Annotated in this window: 23 protein-coding genes and 2 pseudogenes; 12 read left to right on the plus strand and 13 right to left on the minus strand. The window is 73.0% G+C overall.

Features of this window, described 5'->3' with window-relative positions:
- Positions 1 to 6: 6 nt before the first annotated feature.
- The 3 genes from ACQP0N_RS11670 to ACQP0N_RS11680 form a co-directional block, all read right to left on the minus strand.
- On the minus strand, positions 7 to 1,296 hold the full coding sequence (locus ACQP0N_RS11670) for a cation:proton antiporter domain-containing protein (protein WP_433119905.1): 1,290 nt from the start codon (positions 1,294 to 1,296) through the stop codon (positions 7 to 9).
- 107 nt (positions 1,297 to 1,403) lie between these two features.
- Positions 1,404 to 2,081 carry an HAD family hydrolase gene (locus ACQP0N_RS11675; protein WP_355053431.1) on the minus strand — a complete coding sequence of 226 codons (678 nt, stop codon included), beginning with the start codon at positions 2,079 to 2,081 and terminating at the stop codon, positions 1,404 to 1,406.
- A gap of 61 nt (positions 2,082 to 2,142) precedes the next feature.
- On the minus strand, positions 2,143 to 4,275 hold the full coding sequence (locus ACQP0N_RS11680) for an ATP-binding SpoIIE family protein phosphatase (protein ID WP_433119907.1): 2,133 nt from the start codon (positions 4,273 to 4,275) through the stop codon (positions 2,143 to 2,145).
- Positions 4,276 to 4,473: 198 nt separating this feature from the next.
- On the opposite strand from ACQP0N_RS11680, the gene ACQP0N_RS11685 reads away from it, so the two are divergent.
- The gene (locus ACQP0N_RS11685; protein ID WP_433119909.1) at positions 4,474 to 5,337 is read left to right on the plus strand and encodes a mechanosensitive ion channel family protein; all 864 of its coding nucleotides are present in this window, start codon (positions 4,474 to 4,476) and stop codon (positions 5,335 to 5,337) included.
- 60 nt (positions 5,338 to 5,397) lie between these two features.
- Here the strand turns inward: ACQP0N_RS11685 and ACQP0N_RS11690 are convergent.
- Positions 5,398 to 5,669 (minus strand): annotated as a pseudogene (locus tag ACQP0N_RS11690) (DUF6401 family natural product biosynthesis protein).
- A 242-nt stretch (positions 5,670 to 5,911) separates the two neighbouring features.
- Here ACQP0N_RS11690 and ACQP0N_RS11695 point away from each other — a divergent pair.
- Positions 5,912 to 6,352: a hypothetical protein gene (locus ACQP0N_RS11695; protein WP_433119911.1), complete on the plus strand. Its 441-nt coding sequence runs from the start codon at positions 5,912 to 5,914 to the stop codon at positions 6,350 to 6,352.
- A 68-nt stretch (positions 6,353 to 6,420) separates the two neighbouring features.
- Positions 6,421 to 7,197, plus strand: coding sequence for a hypothetical protein (locus ACQP0N_RS11700; RefSeq protein ID WP_433119913.1), 777 nt, complete (start codon positions 6,421 to 6,423; stop codon positions 7,195 to 7,197).
- A 253-nt stretch (positions 7,198 to 7,450) separates the two neighbouring features.
- Here the strand turns inward: ACQP0N_RS11700 and ACQP0N_RS11705 are convergent, their stop codons facing one another.
- Positions 7,451 to 8,101, minus strand: a complete 651-nt coding sequence (locus tag ACQP0N_RS11705) for a TetR/AcrR family transcriptional regulator (protein WP_433119915.1) — start codon at positions 8,099 to 8,101, stop codon at positions 7,451 to 7,453.
- 58 nt (positions 8,102 to 8,159) lie between these two features.
- On the opposite strand from ACQP0N_RS11705, the gene ACQP0N_RS11710 reads away from it, so the two are divergent.
- Positions 8,160 to 8,990, plus strand: coding sequence for an SDR family NAD(P)-dependent oxidoreductase (locus tag ACQP0N_RS11710; RefSeq protein ID WP_433119917.1), 831 nt, complete (start codon positions 8,160 to 8,162; stop codon positions 8,988 to 8,990).
- A 59-nt stretch (positions 8,991 to 9,049) separates the two neighbouring features.
- A complete protein-coding gene (locus ACQP0N_RS11715; protein ID WP_433119919.1) occupies positions 9,050 to 9,373 on the plus strand; it encodes a nuclear transport factor 2 family protein in 324 nt (107 codons plus the stop codon).
- 108 nt (positions 9,374 to 9,481) lie between these two features.
- On the opposite strand, the gene ACQP0N_RS11720 is transcribed toward ACQP0N_RS11715, so the two are convergent.
- Positions 9,482 to 9,691 (minus strand): hypothetical protein, encoded by a 210-nt coding sequence (locus ACQP0N_RS11720; protein WP_355053423.1) that lies wholly within the window; start codon positions 9,689 to 9,691, stop codon positions 9,482 to 9,484.
- 157 nt (positions 9,692 to 9,848) lie between these two features.
- Here ACQP0N_RS11720 and ACQP0N_RS11725 point away from each other — a divergent pair, with 157 nt between their 5' ends.
- Positions 9,849 to 11,120, plus strand: a complete 1,272-nt coding sequence (locus tag ACQP0N_RS11725; protein ID WP_433119922.1) for an MFS transporter — start codon at positions 9,849 to 9,851, stop codon at positions 11,118 to 11,120.
- On the opposite strand, the gene ACQP0N_RS11730 is transcribed toward ACQP0N_RS11725, so the two are convergent.
- The 4 genes from ACQP0N_RS11730 to ACQP0N_RS11745 all read right to left on the minus strand — a co-directional run bounded on the left by ACQP0N_RS11730 (position 11,075) and on the right by ACQP0N_RS11745 (position 13,418).
- Positions 11,075 to 11,326 carry a hypothetical protein gene (locus ACQP0N_RS11730; protein ID WP_355053421.1) on the minus strand — a complete coding sequence of 84 codons (252 nt, stop codon included), beginning with the start codon at positions 11,324 to 11,326 and terminating at the stop codon, positions 11,075 to 11,077. The genes ACQP0N_RS11725 and ACQP0N_RS11730 overlap by 46 nt on opposite strands.
- Positions 11,327 to 11,433: 107 nt before the next feature.
- Entirely contained in the window at positions 11,434 to 11,895 is a 462-nt protein-coding gene (locus tag ACQP0N_RS11735) for an SRPBCC family protein (RefSeq protein ID WP_433119924.1), read from the minus strand.
- 46 nt (positions 11,896 to 11,941) lie between these two features.
- A complete protein-coding gene (locus tag ACQP0N_RS11740; protein WP_355053419.1) occupies positions 11,942 to 12,358 on the minus strand; it encodes a DUF2795 domain-containing protein in 417 nt (138 codons plus the stop codon).
- Positions 12,359 to 12,440: 82 nt separating this feature from the next.
- A complete protein-coding gene (locus tag ACQP0N_RS11745; RefSeq protein WP_433119927.1) occupies positions 12,441 to 13,418 on the minus strand; it encodes a YihY/virulence factor BrkB family protein in 978 nt (325 codons plus the stop codon).
- Positions 13,419 to 13,597: 179 nt separating this feature from the next.
- On the opposite strand from ACQP0N_RS11745, the gene ACQP0N_RS11750 reads away from it, so the two are divergent.
- Positions 13,598 to 13,999 carry a ChaB family protein gene (locus tag ACQP0N_RS11750; protein WP_433119929.1) on the plus strand — a complete coding sequence of 134 codons (402 nt, stop codon included), beginning with the start codon at positions 13,598 to 13,600 and terminating at the stop codon, positions 13,997 to 13,999.
- Between the two features lie 66 nt (positions 14,000 to 14,065).
- Here the strand turns inward: ACQP0N_RS11750 and ACQP0N_RS11755 are convergent, their stop codons facing one another.
- Positions 14,066 to 15,499 (minus strand): aldehyde dehydrogenase family protein, encoded by a 1,434-nt coding sequence (locus ACQP0N_RS11755; protein WP_433119931.1) that lies wholly within the window; start codon positions 15,497 to 15,499, stop codon positions 14,066 to 14,068.
- A gap of 72 nt (positions 15,500 to 15,571) precedes the next feature.
- Between ACQP0N_RS11755 and ACQP0N_RS11760 the strand changes: the two genes are divergently transcribed.
- Positions 15,572 to 17,185 (plus strand): phytoene desaturase family protein, encoded by a 1,614-nt coding sequence (locus tag ACQP0N_RS11760; RefSeq protein WP_433119933.1) that lies wholly within the window; start codon positions 15,572 to 15,574, stop codon positions 17,183 to 17,185.
- A gap of 72 nt (positions 17,186 to 17,257) precedes the next feature.
- Here the strand turns inward: ACQP0N_RS11760 and ACQP0N_RS11765 are convergent, their stop codons facing one another.
- Both ACQP0N_RS11765 and ACQP0N_RS11770 read right to left on the minus strand, forming a co-directional pair.
- Positions 17,258 to 18,025, minus strand: a complete 768-nt coding sequence (locus tag ACQP0N_RS11765; protein WP_433119935.1) for a polyprenol monophosphomannose synthase — start codon at positions 18,023 to 18,025, stop codon at positions 17,258 to 17,260.
- Positions 18,026 to 18,166: 141 nt separating this feature from the next.
- Positions 18,167 to 18,613: an SRPBCC family protein gene (locus ACQP0N_RS11770; protein ID WP_433119936.1), complete on the minus strand. Its 447-nt coding sequence runs from the start codon at positions 18,611 to 18,613 to the stop codon at positions 18,167 to 18,169.
- Positions 18,614 to 18,882: 269 nt separating this feature from the next.
- Between ACQP0N_RS11770 and ACQP0N_RS11775 the strand changes: the two are divergent.
- The 4 genes and pseudogenes from ACQP0N_RS11775 to ACQP0N_RS11790 all read left to right on the plus strand — a co-directional run bounded on the left by ACQP0N_RS11775 (position 18,883) and on the right by ACQP0N_RS11790 (position 23,294).
- Positions 18,883 to 20,441, plus strand: a pseudogene (locus ACQP0N_RS11775) (HAD-IIIA family hydrolase).
- A complete protein-coding gene (locus ACQP0N_RS11780) occupies positions 20,438 to 21,412 on the plus strand; it encodes a glycosyltransferase (RefSeq protein WP_433119938.1) in 975 nt (324 codons plus the stop codon). The pseudogene ACQP0N_RS11775 and the gene ACQP0N_RS11780 overlap by 4 nt, the downstream one beginning before the upstream one ends.
- Positions 21,397 to 22,614, plus strand: a complete 1,218-nt coding sequence (locus ACQP0N_RS11785) for a glycosyltransferase (RefSeq protein WP_355053411.1) — start codon at positions 21,397 to 21,399, stop codon at positions 22,612 to 22,614. Before ACQP0N_RS11780 ends, ACQP0N_RS11785 begins: the two co-directional genes overlap by 16 nt.
- Positions 22,611 to 23,294: a D-sedoheptulose-7-phosphate isomerase gene (locus ACQP0N_RS11790; RefSeq protein WP_433121576.1), complete on the plus strand. Its 684-nt coding sequence runs from the start codon at positions 22,611 to 22,613 to the stop codon at positions 23,292 to 23,294. The genes ACQP0N_RS11785 and ACQP0N_RS11790 overlap by 4 nt, the downstream gene beginning before the upstream one ends.
- The last annotated feature ends 13 nt before the right edge of the window (positions 23,295 to 23,307 follow it).

The raw sequence follows: 23,307 nt of genomic DNA on the forward strand, positions 1-23,307 counted from the left end.
GCGCGCTCAGGAGTGCCCGGCCGTGGCCACCGGCTGGGCCTCGGACTCGGACGGGTCCTCGGTGCGCTCGCCCTCGCGGTCCAGCAACTGCATCACCGGGGTCGCCGCCACGCCGTGCACCACCACGGACACGAGCACCACCAGCCCGACCGTGGCCCACAGCAGCTCCGTCTGCGGGAAGTCCGCCTTCGTGGTGGCGTACGCCAGGTAGTAGAACGAGCCCACCCCACGGATGCCGAACAGCGAGATCACCCAGTGCTCCGCCGGGCGACCGGGCGCGCCGCGCAGTGACAACCAGCCGACGGCCGGCCGGATCAGGAAGACCAGCGCCAACCCGACGGTCGCCGCCGGCCAGGTCAGCGGCGCGAGCAGACCGCCCACGATCGCGCCGCCGAGCAGCAGCAACAACACCAGGGTGAGCAGCCGCTCGACCTGCTCGGCGAAGTCGTGCAGCACCGAGTGGAACTCGTGGGTCCGCTCGGCGGCCCGGATGGCCCGCGCGGCCACGAACACCGCCAGGAAGCCGTACCCGCCGGCCACCTCCACCAGCCCGTACGCGAGGAACGTGGCGGCCAGCGCCAGGAAACCCTCGGCGTGCCGGGCCAGCCGCAACTCACTGGGCGCCCGGAAGAACAGCTTGCCGAGCAGCCAGCCGATGAGCAGGCCGCCGCCCACCCCGACGCCCACCTTCCACAGCACGTCCACGGTGAACCACTCGGCCATCCACGCGCGGGGAGCGAGGCTGGTCGAGGCGATGGCGATGGCCGCGTAGACGAACGGGAACGCCAGCCCGTCGTTGAGGCCGGCCTCCGAGGTCAGGGCGAAGCGGACCTCGTCCTCGGAGTCCTCCACATCGGTCGGCTCGCCGACCTGCACGTCGGCGGCGAGCACCGGGTCGGTCGGGGCCAGCGCGGCGGCCAGCAGCAGCGCCGCCGCCGGCACCAGACCGGCCCACCACCAGCCGAGCAGCGCCACCGCCGCGATGCACACCGGCATCGCGATGGCCAGCAGTCGCCAGGTGGAGGACCACCGGGCCCAGCTCAACGGTCGGTCGATCTTCAACCCGGCGCCCATCAGGGCGACGATCACCCCGATCTCGGTCAGGTGGGTGGCCAGCTCGGGATGGGCCAGCGGGTCCGGCGTGGGCAGTCCGATCGGGAGGAGGAAGACCAGCATGCCGAGTGCGAGGAACGCGATCGGCATGGACAGCGGTCGGCGCTCCAACACCCGGGGCAGGATGCCCGCGAGCAGGGCGCCCACGCCCACCAACGCGAACGCCACATCTACCGGCTCCACGGACACCACCCTCTCGCCGCACCCGCACGATGCGGGCAGGTGGCCACAGACCATGCCCCGCGAGACTGGTGGCTATGCGTGCCGACCCGGACGAACCGGAGTGGGCCTCACCTCGGTCGGGTGAGGGGGGAGTCCGCCAGCTCGGCCAGCAGCGCCGCCGGGTCGTCGTACACCGCCACCGCGCCGGCGCCGGCGAGTTCGCCGCGGCTCGTGCCGCCGCAGGTCAACCCGACGCACGGGATGTCGAGCTTGCCGGCCGCCGCGACGTCCCACACCGAGTCGCCGACGAAGACGACCCGCTCGGCGGCCAGCCCCGACTGATCGAGCGCCGCTTCGAGAATGTCCGGCGCGGGCTTGCTCTCCTTGGCGTCGGCCGACGACGTGACGGTGTCCACCACGTCGTCCGCGTTCAGCGCCCGGCGCAGCGCGCCGACCTCGTGCTCGGCGGCCGAGGTGGCGAGCACCACCCGCAACCCCCGCTCGGCGCACGCGCGCAGCAGGTCCGCCGCCCGAGGCAGCGGCGTCAGCCGTTCCCAGTACTCGGTGTAGAGGGTGTCGTGCGCCTCGCGCAGCTTCGGATCCTCGTCGCGGTCCCGCTCCGGGCCGAGCAGGTGATCCAGCAGCTTGTCCGAGCCCATGCCGATCGAGCGGTGCACGGTCGCCATCGGCACCGGCCGGTCGGCCTGGCGCAGCGCCTCCCACCAGCTCACCGTGTGCAGGTAGGTGGTGTCGACGAGGGTGCCGTCGACGTCGAAGAGCACCCCTTGGGGTTGTTCGTTGGCCATGGCCGCACTCCTACCCCTTCGGCGATCGGCTGACTCGTCCCGGCCGCGCGGGTGGTACGACTCAGTGTGTCTCGGCCGGTGGGACGAGGATCTCGAACCAGACCGTCGAGCCGCGCACCGACGGGTCGGTGCCCCAGGCGTCACTCAGCTCCTCGATGAGACCCAGTCCACGCCCGCGACTGCTCAACGTGTCGGTACGCGCCCGGGTCACGGTGCCCCGCGTGCCGGAATCGGCGACCGAGACCAGCAGGCGCTCGGGGCTGAGGTCGATCTCCACCCGGGCGGCCGTGCCGGCGTGCAGCAACGCGTTGGTCGTCAGCTCGCTGGTGCACAGCACCGCCGCGCCGATCACCGACTCGGGCACCCGCCACTCGGTGAGCTGACCGGTCATCCAGTGCCGGACCCGGCTCGGCGCGGTGGGCTCCGCCGGCACCTCCATCGCCGCCGACCGGCTCGGCTTGAGCGCGTGCTCGACCGCCAGCACCGCCACGTCGTCCTCGGTGCCGCCGGACACCGCCGCGGTCGCCACCGCGCAGAGGGCGCGGGGATCGCTGGTGCCGGCCTTGGCCACCGCGTCGCCGAGGGCGTCCATCCCGGCGCTCAGGCTCTGCCTGCGCCGCTCCACCACGCCGTCGCTGAACAGCAGCAGGGTGTCGCCGGGCGGGAACGCGACGGTGACGGTGGTCGGTCGTCCGCCCAGCCCCAGCGGGGGAGCGGCCGGCACCTGCACGTACTCGGCGTGCGTGCGGCCGTCGGGCGCACACCGGCGGATCAGGGGAGCGGGATGACCGGCGCTGGCCAGGGTCAGTTCCCGCCGCTCGGCGTCGATGACCCCGAATGCCACGGTGACGAACAGCTCATGGCTGCCGGCCTCCGCGCCGAGACTGGTCACCAACCGGTCCAGACCGGTCAGCACCGCGTCCGGCGCCGGATCGGCCAGGGCCAGCGCGCGCAGGGCCGCCCGCACCTGCCCCATCCGTGCCGCGGCCTGCACGTCGTGCCCGGCGACGTCGCCCAACACCACGCCGAGCGCGCCGGTGGGCAGCAGGAACGCGTCGTAGAAGTCGCCGCCGGCAGCGTTACCGTCCACCCCGGGGTCGTAACGGGCCGCGATCCGCAGCCGGGGCAGGTCGGGCAGGTGCTCGGGCAGCATGCTGCGTTGCAGCAACTGGGCGGTGCCGTGCTGGGTCTCGAACCGCCGCGCCCGCTCCGCGGCCTGACCGATCAGCTCCGCCGACGCGGCCAGCAGCGCCCGCTCGGCGGCCGACCAGGAGTGCGCGACCTGGTAGCCGACCGTCAGCCCGCCCCGGACCACCGACGTGCCCAGCGGGAGCGCGGCCATTGAGCGGATCTTCTGGTCATGCCGGTCCACGGCGGTCTCGCGCAGCGGCTGGCCGTCGCGGGTGAACAGGGCCTCGCCCGACCGGACCGCCAGCGCGACGGGACCCTCCCAGTCGGCCGGCGCCCGCCGCCACAGCGGAGGCAGCCGCTCGTCGGCCTCGTCCATCAACTCGCCGCGCACCCGACGCACCATCCGCCAGCCGCCGCCACCCTCGTCGACCACGAACGCCACCCGGTCGGCGTCGAACATTCCGATGGTGTGGCGCAGCGCGACCCGGGCCACGTCGTCGAGGGTGAGGGTGCCGGCGAGCGCGGCAGCCACATCGCTGAGACTCCGCAACTGCTCGGTGACGTGAGTGGTTTCGGCGGCCACCGTCAGGATTCCGACGATCTGCCCCGCGCTGTCGCGTACCGCCGAGTGACTGCGGGTGAAGACCACCTGTTCGACACCGCCACTCTCCCCGATCAGGGGGAGCGTGGACTCCTTCTCCAGGAACGGCACACCGTCGCGGTAGGCGCGCTCGATCGCGTCACCGAAGCCGGGCAGCTGCCAGACCTCGGCGTGGACCTCGGCGGCCGGCCGGCCGAGGGCGGCCGGATGCTTGTTCCCCAGCAACTCGGCGTAGCCGTCGTTGTAGAGCAGGACCAGGTCGTCGCCGTACGCCAGCGCCATCGGCATCGGCGAGGCGAGGATCAGCGCCACCACGGCCCGGACCGCCGCGTCCCACCCCGCACGCGGGCCGAGCGCGGTGGCGGACCAGTCGTGGGCGAGCACGGCTGCCGCGCCGGGCCCGGTGGATGCGCCGGGGGCCGGAATTGCTGGCGTGGGGACTCGCCCGACCGTTCCTGGCATGTTCGCAGCCTAGCCGGCCGTCGCTCAGCCGCATCCGATCATGTGCGCGGGTCGCCGACACCCCCCGCGTGGTTGCTGTTCGGGCAGGTCAGGGCCCCTGTTTGTCGACTTGTCGGAAAAATGGCAGTGAGCCGCCCGGACTGCCGCACCGGTGGCCGGGTATGCGCCCGGCGCAGTCCACGCGACAGGAGGGACATCATGCTGAAAACCCTCGCGGTGCGGCAGGCCGACATCGGCGATGCCATCGCCGACACCTGGAGGTCGGTGCTGCTCTTCATCCCGAAGGCAGTGGCCTTCATCGTCATCCTCGTGGTCGGCTGGCTTATTGCCAGAGCGGTCCTCAAGATCGTGGATGCGGTGCTGGAACGGGTGCGCTTCGACGAAGCAGTCGAACGCGGAGGCATCAAACGGGCACTTGAGAGAACGAAGTACGACGCCAGCGACATCCTGGCCAGGTTGGCGTACTACGCCGTCCTGCTGTTCACCCTGCAGTTCGCCTTCGGAGTCTGGGGGCCCAACGCGATCAGTGACCTGATCCGCGGCGTGGTGGCCTGGCTGCCGCGCGCGTTCGTCGCGATCGTCATCGTGGTGGTCGCGGCCGCTATCGCCAACGCCGTCCGGGATCTGGTCACCGGGGCGCTGGGCGGACTCTCGTACGGCAAGGTCCTGGCGGACCTGACGGCGATCTTCATCATCGCGCTCGGCGTGATCGCCGCCCTGAACCAGGTGGGTATCGCCACCACGGTCACCACTCCGGTGCTGATCGCGGTCCTCGCCACGGTCGCCGGAATCCTGATCGTCGGCGTCGGCGGTGGTCTGGTCAAACCGATGCAGAACCGCTGGGACGGCTGGCTGGACCGGGCCGCCCGGGAAGCCCAGGCGGTGCAGGAGCACCGGCGGGCCACCTCGGCGGGGCGCGGCGACATGGAGCGGCAGATGGCCGACCGTGGCGGCGACCGGACCCAGGCCATGCCCCGGGTCGACGAACAGTCGACGATGGCCGGCGGACGTGGCACGTACCAGTCCGGTGCGGCCGACGAAACCCAGCAGTACCGCCCGTAGCGGGGCGTGATCGTGCGAGGGAGGGCGTCCACGCGGCTCGCGTGGGCGCCCTTCGCGTGCTCAGGAACGGTCGAGCGAGCGGGCCAGCGCGCAGACGGCGACCAGCCGGGCGAGCGGCCACTCCGGCGCGCTCCAGTCCACCGACCCGCGCGGCGGCGCCCATCCGTGCTCCAGGGCGGCGGCGCGTACCCCTCGGCGTAGCCGGCGAGCGCCGCGGCGGTCAACGGCCGCCGGCCACCGTCCAGGCTGTCGCGGACGGCGGCGGCGTGCTGGTCGACAAGCGCCAGCAGCCCGGGACGCGCGGCGGCGGCCGCGAGGCCGGCGGTGCCCACGGAGACGGTGAGGGCGGCCAGGGTCGACCGCGCCGACTCGACGGCGGTCGGGGAGGCGACCCGGTTGAACGGCACACGCATGGTGACCGAGGCTAACCCACCGGTGATCGACCGACCTCGGCCGCTCGGCGCTTGTGGGTTGTGCCACCGGACACCTCGACGCTGGCCGCGAGGGTTGATCCGGCACAGACGGGGCACCAGGCACCCGACGACGCAGGACGGCACAGAGTGTGGGAGCGGCGATGGGGCAGCGGGCGGACGGGCCAGACGATCAGCACCGGCGGCCGGCCGGGGTGAGCGACGAAACGGTCGCCGCGCTGGGCAAGCTCAGCGAGGCTCTGGAGTGCGTCGAGCGGGCCCGCGGGCACCTGTACTCGCTGCACCAGCTCATCGGGCACGCCGACCTGATGCTCGACGACGCGATCGAGAGGTTCCGTGCCGCCGGGCACCACCGGATCGCCGAGCGGATCGACACCGAGCTGCTGGGCCGCAACGTGATCGCCGGCCGGTGGACGTTCCAGATCGTCGAGGACTTCGACGACGGCTACCACGCGCTGTTCCGGGAGCTGGAGCAACAGGCCCGCGACGAACTGGTGGGCGGGCGGCGACACCTCTACGAGGCGGAGATGAAGGAGCGCCGCCGCACGCGGGGACAGCCGGGGCACGAGGCCCGACCGGACTGACAACGGACTGGCGGCATGTGGATGATGGGGCCCGGTTCGCCGGGCCCCATCATTCGTGAGGAGCGTTCGTGGCCAAGGACAGGAAGCCGCCCTTCATGATGAGGGCGATGCTCAGACTGGAGCGCGGAACCGCGAGCACCATCGAGACGCTGCGTCGGTACGCCCCGCTCGCCGACGAGCTCGGCGCCGACGGGATGGACGTCGACATCGAGCGCGCGGACCTGCTGCTGTCGGGCTGGCGCGTCGCCGTGAACGAGGAACGCGCCATGCACGACCTGGCCTCCGGACTGGTGCGCCGCTTCGGCTGGCGGGAGCAGGACTTCGTCTACTCGCCGAATGTCCGCTACGCCGAGACCCTGGTGCCTCCGTCCGGGCCGCCGGCCACCCGCCTGGTTGTCGACCGGGCAAGCCAGGAGTTGGGCTGGGAGGGCGCAACCCACGGCACCAGCCTCACCCCCGACCGCACGCTGGAGATCGAGCCGGGCGAGACCGAGGTGGTAGCGAGGCTTTTCGTCGCCGTTCCGGCGGCCACGTTCGCCGGGACGGTGGAGGCGTTGGAGCCGTGGTTGGCCCGCGTCGAGCCGCCGGCGGTCGGGGTGGATCCGGGCCGCGCGGCTCTGGTGTTTGTCGCTCGCGGCGACCTGCGGGCCGAGGCGGAGAGGCTCGGCCTGGGGCCGGTGGAGATCGGCCGCATCGAGGCGGACGCCGACCACGTCATCGAGACCGCGACGGCCGCCGACGGCACGACCCTCCGGCTGCGCGGCGGCACCGACCCGCTCTCGCCGTACTGGCCCGGCATCCTGGAGATCCGGGAGATGGTGATCGACCCCTCCTACCCGGACTAGGGGCGGCGCCGCTGGGCAGTGTCTTCAAAGGTTCACAGCCATCGGCGGAGTAGCGCGGCCGGGGCGCTGAGCGGCGGCGGTCGTGCTGGTGAGCGTGATGCCTGTGAGTCATCTAGATGACTCACAGGCATCGCTCACCAGGGTGTTGTCGCCGTCGGTCACATGGCGTGGCGGTCGGAACGCCAGAGTTCGTCCGAGGGCCGTCGAAGGACGCGCTACATCATTCTCCACCAAGATCCTTGGAGGACACTGCCTAGCGGGCCAGGCGGTCCAGCAGTTCGCCGAGCAGCGCGTGTTCGCCCGGGGTGAGGTCGCCCGGGTCGTCGCCGACCAGCGCACGCAGCGTCAGCGCGGCGCTCGCGCGAGTCGCGGGAGCGTCGGTGGGGGCCATGCGCAGGACTCCGGCCAGCGCGGCCTCGCGCACGCGTCCGGACAGCCCGAGATCCGGCTCCGGCTGGCTGATCAGGGTGAGCGTGATGCCGACGTTGGCGGCCAACACCTGTTCGGCGGCATCGGCTGCCGGCACCTTGAGTCGGCCCCGGGCGGCGGTCAGCCGGTCACGCAACGCGGCGTGCGCCGGAGCGGTGACGGCGCAGGGCTTTCCCGGCTCCGCGCGGCCGTAGAGCAGCCCGTAGAACGACGGGTGCTCCAGCCCGAACTGCACGTGTCTGTCCCAGCCCTCGCGCAGGTCGTTGAGCGGGTCGCCAGAGTTCTCGACCGCCGTGTACTGGGTGAAGCCGTGGCTCGCCACGGCGTCGACCAGGCCCTGCTTGCTGCCGAAGTGGTGGTACAGCGTCGGGGCCTGCACCCCGGCGCGATCGCACACCGCCCTCGTGGACACCGTGCCGCCGCTCTCCAGCAACTCCGCCGCGGCGAGCAGGAGTCGATCCCGTGCGTTCTGCATGGTTGCTACATTAGCTCATGTAGCGCTACATTGCTCGCTATAGCGAAAGGAGAAGTCCATGAGGACTTGGTTCATCACGGGTGGGACTCCCGGCGGGTTCGGCCTCGTCTACGCCGAGGCTGCCCTGGAGCAGGGCGATCAGGTGGTGGTGACCGCGCGTCGGCCCGCTGAGCTGCGGGAATGGGCTGAGTCCTACGGCGACCGGGTGCTGGTTCTCCAGCTCGACGTCACCGATGCCGACCAGGTGCGTGCGGCGGTCAGGACGGCCGAGGAGCGGTTCGGCGGGATCGACGTGCTCGTCAACAGCGCGGGCCGTGGCTGGTACGGGTCGATCGAGGGTGCCCCCGACGAGACGATCCGCCGCACGTTCGACCTCAACCTGTTCGCCGTGGTCGAGGTGGTACGCGCGGTCCTGCCCGGTATGCGGGCACGCGGCGACGGCTGGATCGTGAACATGTCGTCGGTGGCGGGCCTCGTCGGCGCGCTGGGGTTCGGCTACTACGCGGCGGCGAAGTTCGCGGTCGAAGGGCTGTCGGAGACGCTGCGCCAGGAAGTTGAGCCGTTCGGTGTGCGCGTGCTCGTCGTGGAGCCGGGAGCGTTCCGCACCAAGGCTTTCGCCTACTTCCAGAACGAGGACGTCAACGAGACCGTCGACGCCTACGTGCCGATGGTCGAGGGCGTTCGGGCGGCGTTCGTGGACCACAACGGAAAGCAGGCGGGAGACCCCGTTCGTGGGGTGCAGGCCGTGATCAGCGCCTTGAACGCACCCGTCCCGCCGAAGCGGATCGTGCTCGGCAACGCCGGCTACGACGCCGTTGTGGCGATGCACGAGAACGCACTCGCGGAACTGCGCGCGAACGAGAAGCTCTCCCGTGGAGCGGACTTCTGAGCCTGTCACACACCAGGACGCGCCCGCGTCCTGGCACCCGCGAAGACTGGAGAGACGAAATGAACGACATCACTCTGCCCAAGGCCGTCGATCGCTTCATCACGGCAACCAACGCCCACGACGCGAACGAGCTGGCCGCGGTCTTCGGCGACGGGGCCACCGTGCGCGATGACGGGCAGACCTGGGCCGGCGAGGCCGAGATCCGCGAGTGGATCCAGGGGCACCTGATCAACCCCAGGGTCGTGCTCACGCCGACCTCGTTCGCCCACGACCGGCTGGTTGCCTCCGGGGACGGTGACTTCCCGGGTGGGCCCCTGTCCTTCGCCCTCGTGTTCGACATCAAGGACGACCAGGTCACCGGCCTTGAGATCGAGCCCGTCTGATTCGTCACCGGCCGGAACTGCCGGAGGGCGGCTCCGGCCGGTGGACCAGGGAACGGGCAGTCCGGGGCACCTGCGAAGCGCCCCTGGCCGGAAGTGCGGTTGGCCGCGCTACTCGCTGGGGGCGTTGGCGGGCCGGCGACGGGCGGCGTCGTCGGCGATGATCACGGTGGCCACCATCAGCGCGACGCAGACGCTGAACAGCCACGAATCGTCGGAGACGAGCCGGGCCGACACGGGCGCCTGGAGCGCGGCGAGCAGGAAGCCGAGCCAGGCGAGCCGGCGCTGACGCGTGGAGAGGATTCCGGAGCCTTGATGCATCCCGAAATTCTTACGCGAACACGCGCGTTTGCCGTCCCCCGATCGGCCGATTCTGACTGAGCTGTCCGCTTTCTCGACCGTCCGGACACCACTTCCTGTCGCAGCGGGCGGGCCGCATTCGCCGCCGGTAGGGTGCGCTGCGGCAGGATGCTGTCCCATGTCCACCTCGCCCCCGCCACCCCGCGCCGCGCTGCTCCTGCTGGCCTACCTCGCGTTCGTCAGCCTCGGCCTGCCGGACGGGCTGCTCGGCGTCGGCTGGCCGTCCATCCGGGCGGACTTCGGCGTCCCGACCGAGGCCGTCGGGTTGCTGCTCACCGCGGGCACCGTCGGCTACCTCACCTCCAGCGTGCTGGCCGGGTTCACGCTGGCCCGCATCGGCGTGGGCGCGCTGCTCGCCGGAAGCACCCTGCTCGCCAGCCTGGCGCTGACCGGATACGCCCTGAGCCCCGCGCTGGCGGTGATCGTGGGCTGCGCACTGCTGCTTGGGTTGGGCTCCGGCGCCGTCGACTCCGGCCTGAACGCGTACGCCGCCGGCGCGTTCGGTCCGCGCCACATGAACTGGCTGCACGCCTTCTTCGGGCTGGGCGTGGCGATTGGTCCACTGATCATGACAGCGGCGCTGAGCGTCGGACTGGCCTGGCGGTGGGGGTACGGCATCGTGGCCGCCGCCCAGCTCGCCCTCGCCACGGCGTTCGCGCTGACCGTACGCGCGTGGCGACGCCGCGATCCCGCTCCCGGGGCCAGCGCGGAGACGTCCGACACCGCTGCGCCGGTCCGGGTGCCGGTCCTGGCCACGCTGCGACTGCCGGTCGTCTGGTCGGGGACACTGGCCTTCGCGCTGTACGTCGCCATCGAGGTGTCCGCCGGGCTGTGGGCGTTCCTGCTGCTCACCCAGGGGCGCGGCCTGAGCGACGCGGTGGCGGGCGGCTGCGTCTCCGCGTACTGGGGGAGTCTCTTCGTCGGCCGGGTGGTGCAGGGGGTGGTGGCCGAACGGCTCGGGCCCCGGTTGGTGTTGCGGGTGAGCCTGGCCGGCATGGCCGTCGGCGCGGCGCTGATCGCCGTCCCCGGCCCGGCCGTGCTGGCCGTACTCGGCCTGGTCGTGCTCGGTTTCGCCGCCGCGCCGGTGTTCCCGCTGCTCACCCTCACCACCGCCGAGCGGGTCGGCACGGCGCACGCCGACCGCGCCATCGGGTTGCAGATCGGCGCCGCCGGTCTGGGCGCGGCGCTCGTTCCGGCGGGCCTCGGCGTGCTGATCAGCAACGTGTCGGTACAGGCGCTCGGCTCGGCTCTGGTGGTGCTCGCCCTGGCGCTGATCGTGCTCTACGAGCTGGGCGCCCGCCGGCCGTCCGGCGACGCCGGATCGACCGGGCCGCCCGGCGAGGACTATCCGTTGTCCGGCCCGGTACGGCCGGTCGTGGACGGACGGTAGGCGCGCTCCGGGTCGGTCGGCTCCCGCCCCGGCGCCTCGCCGCCCCGGTCGGCCGCCGCCGGGCCGTGCCCGAAGGCGGCCTCCTCGCCGGCGTCGTTGCCGGTCACGTCGTCGGCCTGCCCGTCGATGCTGGAACCCGCCACGGCGCGCTCCAACTCCTCCAGCGGCAGCCGCTCCTCGTCACGCCACACCCTGTCGTCCGTCATGCCATCAGCGGTACCCGGGCGCGATGATCGCAAACAGGTGCTCCGCGGCCCGGAACACGACGATGGCCGCCGGAAGTCCGGCGGCCATCGTCGATCGCGTACGCCTATCACGGCTGCGGGCGGTCCACCGTGCCACGCCAGGCGCCGGTCTCCTGACCGCGTCGCTCGATGAACGTCTTGAACCGCTCCAGGTCGCCCTTGGCACGGCGGTCGACGATGCCGAGCTTGTCGCCAGCCTGCTCGACCACACCGTGCGGCTCGAACTCGAGCTGGAGGGTGACCCGGGTCTTGCCCTCGTCCAGGCGGTGGAAGGTCACCACACCGGCCTGCTGGGTGCCGCCGGTCGAGCGCCACGCGACCCGCTCGTCGGGAAGCTGCTCGGTGATCTCGGCGTCGAACTCGCGCTTGACGCCGGCGATGTCCACCGTCCAGTGGGTCATCGTCTCGGAGAGCTGCCGGACCTCCTTGACGCCCTCCATGAACTGGGGGAACTCCTCGAACTGCGTCCACTGGTCGTACGCGGTCCGCACGGGTACGGAAACCTCGACGTGTTCGGTAACGCCACTCATCGTCAATCCTCCTTCGGCCGCTGTCTGTCGGATCGGGGGGCGATCACTACCAGCGGGTTGTCTCGTTCTTGTTGCCGAGCGCGGCCCACACCTCGGAGACCGTCTGGTACTCGGTGCCCTCGGGCAGCCGTTCCAGCGCCGCCACGATGTCGTCGGGCGCCTCGTTCTCCCGCGCGCTGGCGATGAGCACCAGCCGGTCGCCGGGCAGCGCGCTCATCGAGATGAACCGGCCGAGCCGGCTGCGCTGCTCCACGTCGGTGGAACTCATGCCCTGCGGAGTGCCGGTGCGCAGGTCGCCCGCCGGGGCCGTGGTGGCCTCCGGCTGGTCCTCGCCGGCCGGCTCGGGCACCCGAGCCTCGTCGACCCGTGAGCCGCCGGTGCCCGGCCCCTGCACGAGGCCGCTGACCTCCTGGCTCATCTGCTCGTCGATCCTCGGTCCGTGCTTGCTGTTGCCACGCTCCATGTCTTCTGCGCTACCCGGCACCCCGTCCGGTAAACCGGCACCGGGTCGCGAACCGGCCCTCGGGCCGGACATCCGGTCCCTTTCAGTCCTCGGCCGGCTTACGCGGCGGCAGCACCGGATCGCCCGCGTCCTCCTCGCCCGCCTGCAACTGCCGGCCGCGCTGCACCTCGGCGTTGATCTGCACGCCGAGCATCAGGGCGCTGTTGGACAGGTAGAGCCAGACCAGGAACGCGATGGCCGCGCCCAGGCTGCCGTAGGTCGTCTTGTAGGTGGCGAAGTTCGCGACGTAGAAGCCGAAACCGAAGGACACCACCGCCCAGGAGAGCAGGGCCACAAAGCCGCCGGGGGTGAGCCAGCGAAAGCGCGGTTGGCGCACGTTCGGGGCGATCCAGAACAGCAGGGACAGCAGCACCATCATCACCAGGGCGAGCACCGGCCACTTCGCGACGCTCCACACCGTTCGCGCCAGACCACCGGCGTTGATCAGGTCGCCGACCGCGTCGGTGACCGGGCCGCTGACGATCAGGGCGAGGGCGACCACCGCGAGCAGCACCAGCGTCACGGCGGCCAGGCCGATCTGCAACGGCCGCAGCCGCCAGACCGGCCTGCCCTCGGTCACCCCGTAGATGGCGTTGGAAGCGCGGGTGAACGCGCCGATGAAGCCCGACGCGGACCACAGCGCGCCGAGCAGGCCGAAGCTCAGCAGCACCTTGGCGTTGCTCTGCTGGACGACCACCGAGCGGATCACCCCGACCACGCCGCCGTCGTCGTCGGCCACCACCGAACCGGCGCCCACCTGTTTGGCCAGGTCGACAACCGTGTCGAGGGTCCGCTCGCCCGACGAGACCAGGCCGACCAGGGCCACCACCACGATGGCGGACGGAAAGAGCGCCAGCACCCCGTAGTAGGTGAGCGCGGCGGCCCAGTCCGAACAGTTGTCGTTCACGAAGTTCTGCACACTGCGGACCAGCACCCCACGCCACGTCCGCCAGCTGAGTTGCCGGATCCGCCGGGGAACCCCCGAACCGGTGAGTGTCGTGCCGGGATCAGTGGTCGTCATGCCCGCTCCCTGTGCCCCGGCCACCGGTATGACCGGTCGTCCGGTCTGGCCTGGACCGGCCGGTACCCAGGCCGGGAAATCGACAAACCCGCTCGGCGGCCCGCCGACGCCGCTCGGGTTTGCCGCCGCGCTCGCAGGGAACGGACACAGTGACTCTGTCGATGCTTTAGGAGGACGAGATGCCCGCGCGCGAGGACATGCCCAGCACGCTGCGACGCTCCTCGGACAAGGCGCAGCGCACCTGGGCGAAGACGCACGACTCGGCGGTGGAGACCTACGGCGAGGGCGAGCGGTCGCACCGTACCGCCTTCGCGGCGGTGAAGCACCAGTTCGAGAAGGTGGGCGACCACTGGGAGCCCAAGGGTCGTAAGGGCCCGAGCGACCGCCAGGCCGCCGGTGGAGGCCCCGAGCGGCGTGCCCCCACCGCCGGTGGGGTGGACGCCAACGCCAGCAAGGACCACCTGATGTCGGTGGCCCGCAAGCTGGACGTACCGGGCCGGTCCAGCATGACCAAGTCGGAGCTGGTCACGGCCATCGAGAAGGCCAACGACCGGGCGACCCGCAAGGCTCGCGGCGACTGACCCACGCGCGACGTGGCACGGGCCGGACGCGCCACCCCTGCGTCCGCCCCGTGCCGCTTTGACCGCTCACCACCGCCCGCCGCCGGGCGCCTCGATGTGCACGGCCTTCGTTGCGGTGAACTCGTCCAGCAGCTCCGGGCCGTACCCGAAGCCCTGCCCGCTGGCCCGGCGCGGATGCGCGGCTCCGCCCGGCGCCCCGCCGAACACCGCGTTGACCTTCACGGTGCCCACCGGCAGCTCCCGCCAGGCCCGCTGCGCGTGGCTCATCGACGCGGTCAGCACCGTGGCCGCCAGCCCGTACGGGGAGTCCGCCGCACAGGTCAGCGCCTCGTCGAACGAGTCGACCACCACCACCGGGGCGACCGGCCCGAACGTCTCCTCGCGCACCAACGCCATGTCGTGCCGGCAGTCGGCGACCACGGTGGCCGGGTAGTACGCGCCCGGTCCGTCCGGCAGTCCCCCGCCGGTGCGTACCCGCGCGCCGGCCGCCACCGCCGCCGTGACCTGTCCGTGCACGTGGTCGCGGTGCCGCCGGTCGACGAGCGGGCCCAGGTCGGTGCCCGGGTCGCGCCCCGGCCCGACCCGCAACTCGTCGGCCCGCCGCACCAGCGCCGCCACGAAGTCGTCGGCCAGGTCGCGGTGCACGTAGATCCGCTCCACCGCCACACAGATCTGCCCGGCGTTGGCGAACGCGCCGAGCGCGGCCTGTTGCGCCGCCCACTCGGGGTCCACACCCGCGTCGACGACGAGCGGGTCGCTGCCCCCGTTCTCCAGCAGCACCTTCGCGCCGGTGCCCGCAGCCGCGGCGGCGATCTTGCGTCCGGTGGCGGTCGACCCGACGTGCGCGATCACGTCCACGTCCTGCGCGGCCAACGCCGCGCCGACCTCCGGGCCGCCGGTGAGCAGGGACAGCACGCCGGCCGGCAACGCCCCGTCCAGGGCCCGGGCCAGCAGCCAACCCGTCGCGGGCGTCCGCTCGCTCGGCTTGTAGAGCACCACGTTGCCGGTGACCAGGGCCGCGCCGAGCAGCCCACAGGACACCGCCACCGGGTCGTTCCAGGGGGTGATCGCGGCGACCACGCCGCGCGGCTGCGGGGTCATGAAGTCCACCGCGTCGGTCGCGCCGTGCAACGTCCGTCCGCCGCGCAGCGGCGCGAGTTCCGCGTACTGTCGCAGGGTGCCGATGCCCGCCTCGACGCCGCCGCGGGCGTCCGCGAGTGGTTTGCCCATCTCCGCGGTGACCGCCGCCGCCAGCTCGTCGGTGAGCGCCGCGACGGCGTCCGCCGCCCGGTGCAGCGCCGCCGCCCGCTCGGCGGGCGCGGTCGCCGCCCACTCGTCGGCCGCCTCACGTGCCGCCTGGGCCGCCTTGCCGACCTCGTCGGCCGTGGCGACCGGCGCCGAGGTGACCGGTTCGCCGTCCGCCGGATCACACACGACCAGCTCGCCGCCGGACCCGCCCGCGCCCCACACCCCGCCCACCAGCTGCGCAACCGTGTACATGCGGCGCTGGATGCCCGGGTCCCGGCGAGACAAACGCGTTTCGCCCGGTTGCGCCCCGGGTAGGCGGGTCGGATGACTACCACCGGCGCGCAGGGCGCGGACGCCGTCGTCGTCGGCGCCGGCCACAACGGCCTGGTCGCGGCGAACCTGCTGGCCGACGCCGGGTGGGACGTGGTCGTGCTGGAAGCGACCGCCGTACCCGGCGGCGCCGTCCAGTCGGCCGAGGTCACCGCGCCGGGCTATCTGAGCGACCTCTACAGCTCGTTCTACCCCCTCGGGTACGCCTCGCCCGTGCTCAACGGCCTCGACCTGGGCCGCCACGGGTTGTCCTGGCGGCACGCCCCGGACGTGCTGGCGCACCTGCTGCCCGACGGTCGGGCCGCGGTGATCAACCGGGACCCGGACGCGACGGCCGCCTCGTTGGAACAGTTCGCCCCCGGGGACGGGAAGCGCTGGCTGAACGCGTACACGGACTGGCTCGAGGTTTCCGAGCCGATGTTGACCGCGATCACCACGCCGTTCCCGCCGGTACGCGGCGGACTGGGTCTGCTGCGCCGGCTGCGGGTCGCGGGAGCGCTGCGGCTGGCCCGCCGACTCGTGGTGCCGGTGCGCAAACTCGGCGACGAGCTGTTCGACGGCGAGGGGGGCCCGGCGCTGCTCGCCGGATGCGCCCTGCACACCGACCTGTCCCCCGAGGAGGCCGGCTCCGGCGTGTACGGCTGGCTGCTGGCCATGCTCGGCCAGCAGGTCGGCTGGCCGGTGCCCGACGGCGGCGCGCGGCGGATCACCGACGCGCTGGTCGACCGCCTCGCCGAACGCGGCGGCCGCATCCTGTACGGCGCGCGCGTCGACCGGGTGCTCACCGCTCGCGGCCGGGCGATGGGCGTACGCACCGAGGGCGGCACGCTGTGGCGGGCCCGGCGGGCGGTCCTCGCCGACGTGCCGGCGCCGGCGCTCTACCTCGACCTCGTCGGTGCGGCGGTCCTGCCGCCGCGGCTCGTGGAGGACCTGGCGCACTTCCGGTGGGACGGCTCGACGCTGAAGGTGGACTGGGCGCTCTCCGCCGGAGTCCCGTGGACCAACCGGGCGATCGCCGGGGCCGGCACGGTGCACCTCGGCGCGGACCTCGACGGGCTGACCCGGTACGCCGGCGAGCTGGCCCGGGGTGAGCTGCCCCGCGACCCGTTCCTACTGGTCGGCCAGATGTCCGTGGCCGACCCCAGCCACTCGCCGCCGGGCACCGAGTCGCTCTGGTCGTACACCCACCTGCCGTTCCGGCGGAACTGGCGGACCGAGGACATCGCCGAACACGTGCAGCGCATGGAGGACGTGCTCGAAGCGGCGGCCCCGGGTTTCCGGCAGCTCGTCGTGGGCCGGCACGTGGCCGGGCCGGCCGACCTGGAGAAGGGCGACCCGAGCCTGGTCGGTGGCGCGCTGGGCGGGGGCACCGCCGCCGCGTACCAACAGTTGTTCCTGCGCCCGATCCCCGGCCTGGGCCGTGCGGACACCCCGGTGGACCGGCTCTTCCTGGCCAGTTCGTCGGCGCACCCGGGCGGTGGCGTGCACGGCGCGCCGGGCGCGAACGCGGCCCGCGCGGCCCTGGCCCGCGACCGCGCCCTGACCGGCACCGCCTACAAGGCGGCCGTAACCGCGGCCCACCGAACCATCTACCCACCCCCGACCTGACGCGGTGATCAAGAGGTTTGCGTCACCGGCGAGCCGGATTCTGACGCAAACCTCTTGATCGACGCGGGGGGGTCAGGGGGTGATGTTGCGGTGCTTGCTGCGCAGGCGGAACGGCATCAGGGCGCTCTCGACCTTGGTCGCGGTGGTCATCTTGGAGACGCCGTCCCGCCGCTCCTCGAAGCGGATCGGGACCTCCAGGATGGTGTGCCCCAGCTTGGTGGCCAGGTAGTGCATCTCCACCTGGAAGCTGTAGCCGTTGGACTGCACCCGGTGCAGGCCGATGTCCTTGAGCGCGTCGGCCCGCCAGATCTTGAAGCCGGCGGTCAGGTCGCGGATGCGCACCCGCAGCAGCGTGTGCACGTAGAGGTTCGCCCAGCCGCTGAGCGCCCGGCGGTACAGCGGCCAGTTCTCGTCCAGCTCGCCGCCCGGCACGTACCGGGAACCGATCACCACGCCCGCCTGGGTGGAGAGCAGCGCGCCCAGCATCCCGGGCAGCGCCTCCGGCGGGTGCGACAGGTCGGCGTCCATCTGCGCCACGAACTCGGCCCCGCCATCGAGCGCCCGGGTCATCCCGTCCACGTACGCCCGACCCAGGCCCTCCTTGCCGGCCCGGTGCATCACCTCGATCCGCTCCGGGTACTCGATGGCCAGTTTGTCGGCCACCTCCCCGGTGCCGTCGGGGGAGTTGTCGTCGGCGACGAGGATGCGCAGCCCCGGCAGCGGCAGCGCGAGCAGCCGCTCGACCAGCGCCGGCAGGTTGCCCGCCTCGTTGTAGGTGGGCACGACGACTGTCAGGTGTACGTCTCGCCACGGCGACGGCAGCTGGACGGGCTCGATCATGTCGGACATCCTCGGTTTGCGGACACGGCTACCCCAGAGGGTAGCCAGTTGCCCGACCCGGATTGAAAAGGCTCCCCGTGGGTCCGCCCGCCCGCAGGTGGCGGCGCGCTCAGCGCGGGCGGCGGCGCACCACCGTCCGCGTCACTGCGGGCCCTTCTGCCGCGTGGCGATGTCGGAGAGCCGGGCCAACGTCTCCCGGTTGCGCAGGTGCAGCACGAGATCGTTGGCCTTGTTCCGGATCCAGCGCAGCGGACCGGCCGCGAAGTCCTCACCGATCCGGACGCGGGTGGCGCCCCCGTCGACCGGTTCCAGGGTGAACGCCACGATCGCCTCCCCGGCCGGCCACAGCCCGGCGCGCAGCACCAGCCGGTGCGGCGGCTCGCACACCAGCACCGTCGAGGCGTCCTGCAACGAGAACGGCCACGGGCCGGCCCGGTGGTGCAGTTGGCTGCCCACCCGGGGCCAGGCGTCGTCCACGTCGCGCACGTGCGCCGTACCGACCACCCAGTCGCTGTACGTCCACCCGTCGGCCAGCACGTCGAACACCTGCTGCGGGGGAGCGTCGATCACTTTCTCCACTATCGCCACTGGACTCCCATACCCGTGGGGTGACGGAGGCTAACGAGCCGGCGGGTTAGCTTCTTCCAGGCGGCGGGTAAGGCCGACCGGGGCACCGCCGGCGGCGTTGGCCCACGGCGCCGACGACGACGTTTACTCCTTCGGGCGCCGGGAACCCGCCGGCTGTGCGACAGGACCAGGAGGATCCGTATCAGCGCAGGTCAGCCCGGGTGTACGCCGGTGCTGGCCGGGTTGGTCGCGGACCTGCCGCACCCCACGGTGGCGTCCTGTACGACGCGGTGCTGCTCGACCGCGACGGCACCCTGATCGAGGACGTGCCGTACAACGGCGACCCGGAGAAGGTACGCCCGCTGCCGGGCGTCCGCGCGGCGCTGGACCGACTGCGGGCCGCCGGTCTGCGCCTCGCGGTGGTGACCAACCAGTCCGGCCTGGCCCGGGGCTACTTCGACGAGGAGCAGATGCGGGCGGTACACGCCCGCGTCGAGGAGCTGCTGGGCGGCTTCGACGCCTGGCTGGTCTGCCCGCACGACGACGCCGACGGCTGCGACTGCCGCAAGCCGTCGCCCGGACTGGTGCACGCCGCCGCCCGGGAGTTGGGCACGAGCGCGTCACGCTGCGTACTGGTGGGCGACATCGGCCGGGACGTGGGCGCGGCGCTGGCCGCCGGTGCGGCCGGCGTGCTGGTGCCGACGCCGGTCACCCGCCCGGAGGAGATCGCCGCCGCCGGCTGGGTGGCGACGGACCTGCCGTCCGCGGTCGACGAGATCCTGCGCCGCCAGCGGGCCGTGCAGCCCGCGCGAACCGCCGACGGAGTGGGCACCGCGCTGGTGGTGCGCTCGGACTCGGCCGGGGACGTGCTCGTCACCGGGCCGGCGATCCGGCCGTCGCGGCCGGCGCGCGCCGGGTGGTGCTGCTCTGCGGACCACGTGGGCGGGCCGCCGCCGAGCTGTTGCCCGGCGTCGACGAGATCATCGAGCACCCGCTGCCGTGGATCGATCCCGTGCCGACGCCCGTCGACCCGGACGACATGCGACGCCTGACCGCCCGGCTCGCCGCCGTCGCCGCGGACGAGGCGGTGGTGTTCACCTCGTTCCACCAGTCCGCCCTGCCGCTGGCGTTGCTGCTGCGGATGGCCGGGATCAACCGGATCGCCGCGATCAGCGACGACTACCCGGGCGCGTTGGTGGACATCCGCCACCGGGTGCCGGCCGGTGTCCCCGAACCCGAGCGGGCGCTCTCCCTCGCCGCCGCGGCCGGTCACCGGCTGCCGGCCGGCGACGAACCCGTGCTGCGGCTCCGCGACGACGCCGTGGCGTCCCGCCCGGCCGCCGTCGGCGACCCCGGCTACGTGGTGCTGCACCCGGGCTCGGCCGCGTCGAGCCGGGCCTGCCCGACCGAGCTGGCCGCCCGCATCGCCGGGGCGCTCAGCGCGGCCGGGCATCGCGTGCTGGTCACCGGCGGGCCCGACGAGCGGACGGTGACCGCCCGGGTCGCGGCGGCGGGCGGCACCGACCTGGGCGGTACGACCGACCTGGCCGGACTGGCCGCGGTCGTCGCCGACGCCGCCGCCGTGGTGGTCGGCAACACCGGGCCCGCGCACCTGGCCGCCGCCGCCGGCGTACCGGTGGTGAGCCTGTTCGCGCCGACCGTCCCCTTCGGGCAGTGGGGTCCCTACCGGGTGCCCACCGTCCGGCTCGGCGACGCGAGCGCGCCCTGCCGCGACACCCGGGCGGCGAGCTGCCCGGTCCCCGGCCACCCGTGCCTGAGCGGCGTCGACCCGGCCGAGGTGGTCGAGGCGGTACGGACACTGACCGTCAGCGGTGGTGGCGCCCGATGAACATCCTGCTCTGGCACGTGCACGGCTCCTGGACGACGTCCTTCGTGCACGGCAGTCACCGCTACCTGATCCCCACCACGCCCGACCGGGGTCCGTACGGCCTCGGCCGGGCGCGGACGTACCCGTGGCCGGACAGCGCCGTCGAGGTGGCCCCCGACGACCTGCCGGACGCCGACGTCGACGTGGTCGTCCTGCAACGCCCCGAGGAGATCGACCTCGCCGAGCAGTGGCTGGGCCGGCGTCCGGGTCGCGACCTACCCGCCATCTACGTGGAACACAACACGCCCAAGGGCGACGTCCCGCACACCCGCCACCCGATGGCCGACCGGGACGACCTGCTCGTCGCCCACGTCACCGGGTTCAATCAGATCTTCTGGGACACCGGCGCGACCCGCACCGGCGTCGTCGACCACGGCATCGTCGCGCCGGCCGTGTCGTACACGGGTGAACTGGACCGGCTCGCCGTCGTGATCAACGAGCCGGTGCGGCGGGGACGGGTCACCGGCACCGACCTGCTGCCCCAGTTCGCCGAGATCGCGCCCCTGGACGTGTTCGGCATGGGCGTCGCGGGCCTCGCCGACCACCTCGGACTGCCCGCCGACCGACTCACCAGCCACGACGACGTCCCGCAGGACCGGATGCACGCCGAACTGGCCCGCCGGCGGGCATACCTGCACCTGTGCCGCTGGACCAGCCTGGGGCTCAGCCTCATCGAGGCGATGGCGATCGGCATGCCGGTCGTCGCGCTCGCCACCACCGAGGCGATCACCGCCGTGCCCCCGGAGGCGGGGGCCCTCGCCACCCGGATGGACGTCCTGCTCGACGCCGCCCGCCGGTTCATCGCCGAGCCGGCGGCCGCACGTCAGGCCGGCGTGGCGGCCCAGGCCGCCGCGCGCGACAGGTACGGCCTCGACCGTTTCCTCGCTGACTGGGACCGGCTGCTGGAGGAGGAAGTATGCGGATCGCGATGATCTCGGAGCACGCCAGCCCGCTCGCCATCCTCGGAGGGGAGGACGCCGGCGGCCAGAACACGCACGTGGCCGAGTTGTCCGCCGCGCTCGTCGCCGCCGGGCACGACGTCCGGGTCTACACCCGCCGCGACGCCCTCGACCTGCCGGTGACCGTTCGCGCCCCGGACGGGTACGACGTGGTGCACGTGCCGGCCGGCCCGGCCGAGCCGCTCGCGAAGGACGCCTTGCTGCCGCACATGCGCGAGTTCAGCCGGTGGCTCGTCGAGCGGTGGCGGGGCGGCGACTGGACGCCCGAGGTGATCCACGCGCACTTCTGGATGAGCGGCCTCGCCGCGCTGACCGCCGGCCGGCAGGCCGGCGTGCCGGTGGTGCAGACGTACCACGCGCTGGGCACGGTCAAGCGCCGCCACCAGGGCGTGCAGGACACCAGCCCGGCCCGGCGCATCGCCTACGAGCGGGAGCTGGGCCGCTCGGTGGACCGGGTGGTCGCCCAGTGCCGCGACGAGGTCGGCGAGCTGGTCCGGATGGGGGTGCCCCGGAACCGTATGACGGTCGTGCCCTCCGGCGTCAACCTCGCCTCGTTCGCCCCGCTCGGGCCGGCCGCCGACCGGGAGCCGGGCCGCGCCCGCATCCTCACCGTGGGCCGGCTGGTCGAGCGCAAGGGCTTCCAGACGGTCGTCCGCGCGATGGCGCTGGTGCCCGACGCGGAGTGCGTCGTGGTCGGCGGGCCGCCCGAGGGGCTGCTGGAGACCGACCCGTACGCCCGGCGGCTGCGGGCCCTCGCCGAGTCGTGCGGGGTCGCCGACCGGGTGCACCTGGTCGGCGCGGTGCCCCGCGAGGAGATGGGCCGCTGGTACCGCTCGGCGGACCTGCTGGTCGCCGCACCCTGGTACGAGCCGTTCGGCCTGACGCCCCTGGAGGCGATGGCGTGCGGCGTGCCGGTCGTCGGCACCGCCGTGGGCGGCATCCGCGACACCGTCGTCGACGGTACGACCGGTGACCTCGTGCCGGCCCGCGACCCCAACGCCCTCGCCGCCGCGATCCGGGGCCTGCTCGACGACCGGATCCGCCGCTTCCGGTACGCCACGGCGGCCCGGGAGCGGGCCCGGTCGCGCTACTCGTGGGAGGCCACCGCCGAACGCCTCGCCGAGGTCTACAACGAGGTCGCCGCCGTACGCCGGCCGACCCGGGTGGTGGCCTGATGCCGGCGGTCAGCCCGCTCGATACGCACCTGACCAACCTCGCCGCGGCACTGGAGCCGTACCGCCGGTGTGAACCGCAGTTGGCGCGCTGGGGCGCACACCTGGCACACCGGCTGGCCGGCGGCGGACGACTGCTCGTCGCTGGCAACGGCGGCAGCGCCGCCGAGGCCCAACATCTCACCGCCGAGCTGGTGGGCAAGCTGCACGACGACCGCCAGCCCCTGTCGGCGATCGCCCTGCACGCCGAGACCAGCGCGGTGACCGCCATCGCCAACGACTACGGCTACGCCGACGTCTACGCCCGTCAGGTCCGCGCCCACGGCCGACCCGGCGACGTGCTGCTGCTGCTGAGCACCAGCGGTGTCAGCGGCAACCTGCTCAGCGCGGCGCACGCGGCGCGCGACGCCGGGCTCACCTCCTGGGCGCTCACCGGACCCGCCCCCAACCCCCTCGCGGACGCCTGCGACGAGGTGCTCGCCGTCTCGTCGGCCGACACCCAGGTCGTCCAGGAGCTGCATCTCGTCACCAGTCACCTGATCTGCGAGTACCTCGAGAAGGAACTGCCGGCGGCGCTGGCCGCCGTGGAGCTCGCGACGGCCGGTCGGCTCGCGTCCGAGCCGGTACGCACCGGGGTCGAGGTGGTGCTCGACGGCCCGACCGCACAGCAGATCGACGCGTGAGCATGAGGAGGTA

The sequence above is a fragment of the Micromonospora sp. CA-246542 genome (assembly GCF_050942905.1).
GTDB lineage: Bacteria > Actinomycetota > Actinomycetes > Mycobacteriales > Micromonosporaceae > Micromonospora.